The sequence below is a fragment of the Thermococcus celericrescens genome, assembly GCF_001484195.1.
GTDB classification, from domain to species: Archaea; Methanobacteriota_B; Thermococci; order Thermococcales; family Thermococcaceae; genus Thermococcus; species Thermococcus celericrescens.
In genome coordinates, this window is sequence record NZ_LLYW01000047.1 from 1 (window position 1) to 7,497 (window position 7,497).

General features: G+C 53.1%; 11 protein-coding genes. 5 read left to right on the plus strand and 6 right to left on the minus strand.

Features of this window, described 5'->3' with window-relative positions; all coding sequences use genetic code 11:
• Positions 1 to 46 precede the first annotated feature (46 nt).
• The 4 genes from APY94_RS13270 (at position 47) to APY94_RS11725 (ending at position 2,491) form a co-directional block, all read left to right on the plus strand.
• Positions 47 to 217: a hypothetical protein gene (locus APY94_RS13270; protein ID WP_157065422.1), complete on the plus strand. Its 171-nt coding sequence runs from the start codon at positions 47 to 49 to the stop codon at positions 215 to 217.
• Entirely contained in the window at positions 214 to 480 is a 267-nt protein-coding gene (locus APY94_RS13770; RefSeq protein WP_245610472.1) for a hypothetical protein, read from the plus strand. The genes APY94_RS13270 and APY94_RS13770 overlap by 4 nt, the downstream gene beginning before the upstream one ends.
• A 68-nt stretch (positions 481 to 548) precedes the next feature.
• Positions 549 to 1,250 carry a hypothetical protein gene (locus APY94_RS11720; protein ID WP_245610473.1) on the plus strand — a complete coding sequence of 234 codons (702 nt, stop codon included), beginning with the start codon at positions 549 to 551 and terminating at the stop codon, positions 1,248 to 1,250.
• A gap of 47 nt (positions 1,251 to 1,297) precedes the next feature.
• Complete coding sequence (locus tag APY94_RS11725; protein ID WP_058939803.1) at positions 1,298 to 2,491, plus strand: redox-regulated ATPase YchF; 1,194 nt, start codon at positions 1,298 to 1,300, stop codon at positions 2,489 to 2,491.
• A 17-nt stretch (positions 2,492 to 2,508) separates the two neighbouring features.
• Here APY94_RS11725 and cyaB read toward each other — a convergent pair whose 3' ends face one another.
• The 3 genes from cyaB to APY94_RS11740 are packed head-to-tail and all read right to left on the minus strand — an operon-like array spanning position 2,509 to position 4,038.
• Positions 2,509 to 3,021, minus strand: a complete 513-nt coding sequence (gene cyaB, locus APY94_RS11730; RefSeq protein WP_058939804.1) for a class IV adenylate cyclase — start codon at positions 3,019 to 3,021, stop codon at positions 2,509 to 2,511.
• Complete coding sequence (locus APY94_RS11735) at positions 3,021 to 3,509, minus strand: Lrp/AsnC family transcriptional regulator (protein ID WP_206205979.1); 489 nt, start codon at positions 3,507 to 3,509, stop codon at positions 3,021 to 3,023. Before APY94_RS11735 ends, cyaB begins: the two co-directional genes overlap by 1 nt.
• Entirely contained in the window at positions 3,487 to 4,038 is a 552-nt protein-coding gene (locus APY94_RS11740; RefSeq protein WP_058939805.1) for a UbiX family flavin prenyltransferase, read from the minus strand. Before APY94_RS11740 ends, APY94_RS11735 begins: the two co-directional genes overlap by 23 nt.
• Positions 4,039 to 4,143: 105 nt before the next feature.
• Between APY94_RS11740 and APY94_RS11745 the strand changes: the two genes are divergently transcribed.
• Positions 4,144 to 4,947: a DNA integrity scanning protein DisA nucleotide-binding domain protein gene (locus APY94_RS11745; RefSeq protein ID WP_058939806.1), complete on the plus strand. Its 804-nt coding sequence runs from the start codon at positions 4,144 to 4,146 to the stop codon at positions 4,945 to 4,947.
• A 558-nt stretch (positions 4,948 to 5,505) separates the two neighbouring features.
• Here APY94_RS11745 and APY94_RS13900 read toward each other — a convergent pair.
• The 3 genes from APY94_RS13900 to APY94_RS11755 all read right to left on the minus strand — a co-directional run bounded on the left by APY94_RS13900 (position 5,506) and on the right by APY94_RS11755 (position 7,158).
• Positions 5,506 to 5,631 carry a hypothetical protein gene (locus APY94_RS13900; RefSeq protein ID WP_281176047.1) on the minus strand — a complete coding sequence of 42 codons (126 nt, stop codon included), beginning with the start codon at positions 5,629 to 5,631 and terminating at the stop codon, positions 5,506 to 5,508.
• Positions 5,622 to 5,834, minus strand: a complete 213-nt coding sequence (locus APY94_RS11750) for a hypothetical protein (protein ID WP_058939807.1) — start codon at positions 5,832 to 5,834, stop codon at positions 5,622 to 5,624. The genes APY94_RS13900 and APY94_RS11750 overlap by 10 nt, the downstream gene beginning before the upstream one ends.
• A gap of 82 nt (positions 5,835 to 5,916) precedes the next feature.
• Positions 5,917 to 7,158 (minus strand): sugar phosphate nucleotidyltransferase, encoded by a 1,242-nt coding sequence (locus APY94_RS11755; RefSeq protein WP_058939808.1) that lies wholly within the window; start codon positions 7,156 to 7,158, stop codon positions 5,917 to 5,919.
• Positions 7,159 to 7,497: the final 339 nt, after the last annotated feature.

Consider the following 7,497-nt stretch of genomic DNA (forward strand, 5'->3'; position numbering starts at 1 on the left):
ATCACGACCAAAAACCATTTAAGTAATCAGGTATTTAAGTATTTTGGTGAATACAATGGGCGTCATAACCGTGAAAATCCCAGACGAGTTAGAAGTCAAATTCCGAAAGAAAATCCTCGATGTTTACGGCGTCAAAAAAGGAGCCCTCGGAATGGCCATAACGGAGGCTATTGAGTTATGGCTCGAAAAACACGAAAAATCCGCCGAGCAGAAGTGAACTACATAACCATTAAAACGAGACTCGAACCGGGAAGGCAGGAAGACTACCTAAAACTCACCCTCCTGACGGAAAAATTCAAAAAGGCCGTCGAACTGGCTATAAGACTCCAGCTCAGGGGCATTAAAAAGAGTGAAGGCGTGAAGGAAGTCTCTCGACTGGTTCTTAACAACTGGTGGTATTCTGACAGTGCGTGGGATTACGCCAAAACGCTGTTGAAAGGGGCGGGCAAAACGGCGGGAATCCAAGGCACATTCACCTGAAGTCGAAATTCCTCGTCAGCAAACCTCAAGAAAACAGGGGCGGGAACAGGAACGTAAGGATTGAGGGGATGAACGTTAGAATTCGCTCCAACGGAGAGTGGCTGAACTTCAGAATGAGTGCCCCTGAAAAGTTCCTTTCAGTTATCCTTGATGTCCAGAAGTTCAAATACGGTGCTCAGGTTGTTCTGCGGAATGGGAAAGTTTACCTGCACGTTCAGGTGCCCTTTGGAATTTATCTAAAACATCTCGGAAAGACCACAGGGGGCGGGCTGTACGCCGGTTTCGACCTGAACTCTGATAGGGTGAATATGGTCACTCTCGATGAGAACGGGATTATTCGGGACGTTAGGGTTGAACACTTCCCAGAGGTTAACTCTCCGGGGTTCTCAAGAAGGAAGGCGAGGGATTTGCGGTTGAAGACTCTCGCACGCCTGCTGGATTATGCGTTTTATCACGGCGTAGGGACTGTGTTCTTCGAGGACTTGAGTCGGATTAAAAGGAGGAACGGGAAGGCCACGAATTCAAAGAAGGGGAACCGAAAGGCCTCGAATTTCGCCAAGAAGGAGCTCCTTGAGCACGGGGTTGTTATGGCGTCGAAGAGGGGATTCGATGTGTATCTGGTCAATCCTGCCGGTTCTTCGAAGTTGGGACGAGAGCTGGCCCAGGGGCTGGGGCTGGACGTCCATACTGCATCAGCGTTCGTTATCGGTTGGTGGGGCGTTAATTCATTAAAAACTCACAAACACCCAAAAGAAGAACAGTTCGGATAAAGCGAAACCCCTTAAAACCCTCGCGCGAAGTTAGGGCGGTGGTGAGCATGGAGATAGGTGTTGTTGGAAAGCCAAACGTTGGGAAATCAACCTTTTTCTCGGCCGCGACCCTCGTTGACGTTGACATTGCCAATTATCCGTTCACTACGATAGACGCGAACGTTGGGGTCACCTACGCGATAACGAATCACCCCTGCAAAGAGCTCGGCTGTCAGCCAAAACCCCAGAACTACGAGTACCGTGATGGGAAGGCGCTTATCCCGATAAAGATGATTGACGTTGCCGGACTGGTTCCCGGGGCTCACGAGGGGCGCGGGCTGGGCAACAAGTTCCTCGATGACCTCAGAATGGCCTCGGCTTTAATCCACGTCGTCGATGTTACCGGAAAGACCGACGCCGAGGGCCAGCCGACCGACCACCACGACCCCGTGGAGGACATAGAGTTCCTTGAGAGGGAGATAGATTACTGGATCTACGGCATCCTCCACAAGAACTGGGAGAAGTTCGCGAAGAGGATAAAGCTCCAGCACCTAAAGCTCGCCCAGGCCATAGCCGACCAGCTGACGGGAATAGGTGTGAGCGAGGAGGATGCCTTCGAGGCCATCCACAAGCTCGGCCTGGACAACGACCCAACCAAGTGGAGCGATGAAGACCTGCTGGCCTTCGTCCGCGAGCTGAGGAAGATAAACAAGCCGATAATAATTGCCGCCAACAAGGCGGACGCGGCGGCCGACGCTCAGATAGAGCGCCTGATAAAGAAGGGGAAGAGCAGGGGGTATATAGTCGTCCCGACGAGTGCGGCGGCGGAGCTGACGCTGAGAAAGGCGGCGAAAGCGGGATTCATCGACTACGTCCCCGGTTCGAGCGACTTCAAAATCCTTAAGCCGATGAGTGGAAAGCAGGAGAAGGCGCTCATGCTCATAAAAGAGAAGGTCCTCGACCGCTTCGGCTCCACTGGAGTCCAGGAGGTAATAAACCGGGCAACGTTTGAGCTCCTGAAGCTCATCCCCGTCTACCCTGTGGAGGACGAGCACAAGCTCACGGACCAGTTCGGAAACGTCCTGCCCCACGTCCACCTGCTTCCGAAGGGTTCAACCCCCAGGGCCCTGGCATACAAGGTTCACACCGACCTCGGGAAGACCTTCCTCTACGCGGTGAACGCGAGAACCCACAGGCGCGTTGGAGAAGACTACGAGCTGGAGTTCAATGACATCATCAAAATCGTAGCCACGGCACGCTGATTTTTGAGTTTGCCGTTTTATTCTTCTTCAACTTCCCTGATCAGCTCCTGGTAGAGCCTCGGCTCAACGTCATCCTCGGTGAGGCCGAGCCTTCCGGCGATTTCCCATATCCTGCGCTTGGCTTCTTCCACGTTGTCCGAGATGACCTCGATGTCCAGGAAGTCCCCCAGCCCAGCTACCTCGTTCAGCTCGAAGGTAACGCCATCCAGCCGGTAAACGAGGCGGCGTTTCCTGATCCAAATATCCTCCCTGAACCCGAGGCGCTTCAGGATCTCGACGGTCCCGTCGAAGTCCGAAACCTCCACTTCGATCTCGTCGAACTCCTCGTTTCGCCCGGGGTCGGCTATGCGCTTGTAGGTTAAGAAAGACCTCCCAAGGTTCGAGATTCTCCGAACCCGAAGAAGCTCATGTGGAGGAAGGGAGAAATAGAGATCCTCCTGGAGCTCCTCCCGCACGAAGTCCGCACCGAGGGATTCTATCGCAGCCCGGGCCTGATTGAAGTCGATGCGAAACTTTACCTCGATCTCCATTAGACGCTCACCAGGAATCCCGCTAAGCTATCCCCCTTGACGAATTCATTCACAGGGAACACTTCCACCCTTTTCAGTGTGGGCATGACCTGTATGGTCTCCTCCACGAATTTGTTAATCTGCTCCCCGTTCTCACCGCCGATTATAGCCACGACACCGTCCTTATCGCTCCGTGCAACAGCGAGCACGTTGGGAAGCAGGGACAGGGTTTTCATAAGGTACTGAATGTACCTTTCCAGGAAATCCTCAATAATGGGAGTCTCGGCCTGAACGTAGACAATAGCAAGGGTTTTGGGCCGCAACTGCTCACCGAGCACTATGGTATATTTTTCAATAAAACTCCTCTCCTGGAGTTTCTTTATTCTGAAATGTATAGTGGATTCCGGGCGATTTAGCCTCTCTGCTATTTCCGATATCGTAAGCCTCGCGTCCTCTTTGAGCAGACGGAGTATCGCTCTATCGAGGTCATCCAGCTGAACCATTCTCATTCCCCCACCTAGGGTAGATTTGATTATCAATCCCAAGGACATCTAGGATTTTTCCTATTATAAAGTTTGTTATATCGTCCAAAGTTTTGGGTTTTGTGTAAAATCCTGGGGATGCTGGCATCACCACCGCTCCAGCTTGGGTAACCCTCACCATATTTTGTAGATGCACCAAGCTCAGCGGTGTCTCCCTAACGAGCAGGACAAGCTTCCGCCTCTCTTTTAGCGCCACGTCCGCCGCCCGGGCGATCAAATTGTCGGCGTAGCCGTTCGCGATTGCCGAAAGGGTCTTCATGGAGCACGGGGCTATCACCATGGCGTCGAAGGGATGTGAGCCGGACGCTATAGGGGCGAAGAGGTCGCTGTCAAGGTAATCCGGTTTGAAATCCTCGCCAGTCTCGTGCCGGAGTACCGCGAGGCCCATCCTTGAGGCCACGGTGATGACCTCGTGTCCCGTTTCCCTCAGCACATCGATGAGCCTGAGCCCATAGACCGCGCCACTGGCCCCTGTTATCGCGACTACCACCTTCATCTCTCACACCAATGAAACTATGTGCTGCCCGTTTTAACGTTTTCTGGACGCTCCGGGGCGGTAAGTTTTTATGTCCCCACGAATATCCCAAGACGGTTGGTGAGCATGGGGCGGGAGATTCCTGAAGTTTTAATAAACAGTGCGATAGGGATCGTGAGGGAGCTTGGGGGCAAGGCCCTAGTCATTCTGGAGGATATCGACCCCGAGAGGCTTCGGGACGCAGGCGTTACCATAGTCATAGTCGGTTCCTCCTTCGACGTTGAGGAGGAGATGGTCAAGCGGGTCTCGATACCCCAGAACCTCGACCTGAACAACATCCTGAACCTCATATCCGCGTTTCTGATAGAACACGACATCCTCGGAGAGGGCGAGTCCTTCGTCTACGTCACCCGGGAGATGATAGGGATAAAGACCGTCAAAAAGAGCATATCCGCCATGAGGGGATTTTTTGCCCAGAATCAGAGCGTGCTCCAGCGGCTGCTTGAGATAACCATAGAACTGAGCGTGGAAGGCCGCGAGGGAACGCCCGTTGGGACGATATTCGTCATCGGCGACACCAGGCGCGTTCTCAGGCACTCCCATCAGCTCATCCCGAACCCGTTCAAGGGGCACAGAGTCAACGTTCTGGACAGGGACAGCAAGGAGATAATCAAGGAGTTCGCCCAGCTGGACGGGGCGTTTATAGTCCGCGACGACGGCAGGATTGCGGCCGCCGGCCGCTACCTGGAGGTCGAGCCAAAGGTCATAGACCTCATGCTTCCACCGGGCCTGGGGAGCAGACACATAGCGGCCGCGGGAATAACGAAGCTCACCAAGGCGATGGCAATAAGCCTCTCCGAGAGCGGCACGATAAGGATATTCAAAAACGGCCTCATGCTCCTGGAGTACAACCCGAGGATAAGGTACTGATTCGTTCCCATCACACTAATTCTTAATCTTTTCCGGATTTCCGGCCCGGTCATGCAGTTTTGTCCGAAACAAGCCCCGTATGTGCCCCTGAATCCCATTCTAGCGGTTCCAGAAATGTAAAATTTGGTAATCCCTACGTTTTTTGAATATAACGAATTTTCTTCGAATTTCGGGGCGGGACATTAGAACGCCGGCTGGAACCGTTATACCGTCCCCGGCAATAGGGTGCCGTGATGCGTTTTTTACCCGCATTCACCCCGCGGTGGCCGCTGCTTGGGGGTGGAATTGGGGGACCCAAAGGGGGCTTTCTGCAAAAAGGTTTTATAGAGAAGCATCCATTAAACCCCATTAGAGGAACGGGGCAAAAAACTGCCCTGTTGCAATAAGACTCTGGGAGAATTGAAACACCCAGCCGTCCCCCACCTGGGCCTTCTTCCACCAAAGTTGCAATAAGACTCCATGAGAATTGAAACGTCATAAGGTAGTTGCTGAAGGCCATGTAAGCGATTGCGTTGCAATAAGACCCCCAGAGAATTGGGAAACAAAATCAAAGGAAAGTCACTCCCATTCTCCCATGTCGAAGGGATACTTCGTCTTCAGCACTGCTATCGTCATCAGTCCCGCGCCTATGTACTCCATTATGATGTCCCTAATCTTGTCGTATATCGGGCTTATCACGGCCATATCCTTCTGCTCGAGTTGGGGTAGAACTTCCTGACGGAGAGGGCGAACAGCAGGACGATCAGGGCGAATATCGAGGTTCTGAGCTGGGTGTCGCTGTTGTGCACTATGGCGTTGACAAAGTCCAGAAAAACCACGAATATTGCCAGCGCCAGTACGACATCCTCCCCACAGCTCAGCTTTCTCTTTTCGTAGAACTCCGACATGCTCTCACATATCCGAATAGTAGAATATTCAGAATAAAAACATATTGCCCGATATCCAAAACGAAAAGTGGGGAAAGGAAACTCAGAAGAGCCACTGGTTCTCTATGCACTCGTCACAGGGCGGCTTTTCTCCCGCTATGGCCTTGAATTTGGTGTAGATACACTCCGGCAGGCCGAGCGGGCAGCGGTCCGGGGTGACGCCGGGCCTGACCTTGGTCGGGTCGAGCTTTATCTTGATGTATGCCTCGTACTCCTCGACCTTCTTCCACGGCAGCACCTTGGCCCCGTAGATGACAAGGTTGTCGTAAATCTTGGCGTAGTCGCCGACGACCGCGGTCTCCTTGAGTATGACGTTCTTTCCGACGACGACGCCCTCTCCGAGGATGCTGTCCTTTATCTCGGAGCGCTCCCTAACGATGTCGTTGCCTATGAGTATGGCGCGCTTGAAGTAGGCCCTGTCCTCAACAACGGTGTTCGGGCCTATGTACGTGTAGGCCTTTATCTTGACGCCGTGGCCTATCTTAACCCCTTCGTCGATGTAAACCGGCCCCTGTATCTCAACGTCCTCGGGGACTTCGGCACCCTCTTTGATGACGAAATAGCCGTTCTCCTTGGCTATCTCATCCATCGCAACCTGGTGGGCGTAGAAGAGGTCGTCCGGGGTTCCGAGGTCAATCCAGTAGTATCCGCGCGATATTTTGTGGGCGTAAACAAGTCCTCTGGCCACGTACTTCGGGAGAACCTCGCGCTCGAAGTAGACCTCCTTGTTCTTCGGAATCTCCTCCAGAACTTTCTTGTTAACCATGTAGATGCCCGCATCGACGAGGTTGGTGCGGGGCCTGTGGGGCTTCTCCTCGAAGTGGGTGACCTGGTTTCCGTCGTCCAGCTCGACGACTCCGTACTTCTCCGGGTCATAGACCTTGGTAACCGCGACTGTTATGAGGCCGTCGTTCTCTTTGTGGGCCTTGATGAGCTCTTTAAAGTCGAAGTTCGTGAAAACGTCACCGTAGATGACCAGAAAGTCGCCATCCACGTAATCTTCCACGTTCTTGAGCGCTCCGCCGGTCTCGAGCGGCATCGGGTCATTGACGAACCGTATCGTTTTGGGGTAGTCGGCCATCTTTTCGTCGATGAACTCCCTTATCTCCCCCCTCATGTAGTGGACGGACAGGATTATCTCATCGATCTCCTGGATTTTCTCCAGGCTCTCAAGGAGGTACTGAAGGTTTGGCTTGCCAAGAACCGGGATCATGGGCTTGGGTCTGGTCGATGAGAGCGGCCTTAACCTCGTTCCAAAACCGCCAGCAAGAATAACTGCCTTCATGGTATCACCATTTACCCTTTCAACAAAGGGTTTATATGTTTATCGGCCATAAAATATATAACCGGCGGTGGCAGGTTTAACTGACGGTGAAAAGTTCGAAAAATCCGCGTTTAGGCCCCCACATGAGTGTTTTGCCCCAAAAATCGGGGTTTAACCGCAGAAAAAATATAAGTTCTGTAAGGGCCCATCACGGTTTCGATACCCCCTCCCTCCCACCGAGCCTGAAATCTGAGAGCTGATATACCTTCCCCTTGAAGCGGAAGCAGGCGCCGGGGCAAACGCTCTTAAGGGGGCAGGTGGCGCAGGAATCCCCCGCCTCCACCCGCTCCAGGTAGCCGA

What these genes read in the sequence shown, in the direction of transcription:
- cyaB (WP_058939804.1), bottom strand. Translation starts at nt 3,021, where the DNA reads ATGGAGATCGAGGTAAAGTTTCGCATCGACTTCAATCAGGCCCGGGCT.
- APY94_RS11750 (WP_058939807.1), bottom strand. Translation starts at nt 5,834, where the DNA reads ATGTCGGAGTTCTACGAAAAGAGAAAGCTGAGCTGTGGGGAGGATGTC.
- APY94_RS11740 (WP_058939805.1), bottom strand. Translation starts at nt 4,038, where the DNA reads ATGAAGGTGGTAGTCGCGATAACAGGGGCCAGTGGCGCGGTCTATGGG.
- APY94_RS11720 (WP_245610473.1), top strand. Translation starts at nt 549, where the DNA reads ATGAACGTTAGAATTCGCTCCAACGGAGAGTGGCTGAACTTCAGAATG.
- APY94_RS11725 (WP_058939803.1), top strand. Translation starts at nt 1,298, where the DNA reads ATGGAGATAGGTGTTGTTGGAAAGCCAAACGTTGGGAAATCAACCTTT.
- APY94_RS11735 (WP_206205979.1), bottom strand. Translation starts at nt 3,509, where the DNA reads ATGAGAATGGTTCAGCTGGATGACCTCGATAGAGCGATACTCCGTCTG.
- APY94_RS11745 (WP_058939806.1), top strand. Translation starts at nt 4,144, where the DNA reads ATGGGGCGGGAGATTCCTGAAGTTTTAATAAACAGTGCGATAGGGATC.
- APY94_RS13900 (WP_281176047.1), bottom strand. Translation starts at nt 5,631, where the DNA reads ATGGCCGTGATAAGCCCGATATACGACAAGATTAGGGACATCATAATG.
- APY94_RS11755 (WP_058939808.1), bottom strand. Translation starts at nt 7,158, where the DNA reads ATGAAGGCAGTTATTCTTGCTGGCGGTTTTGGAACGAGGTTAAGGCCG.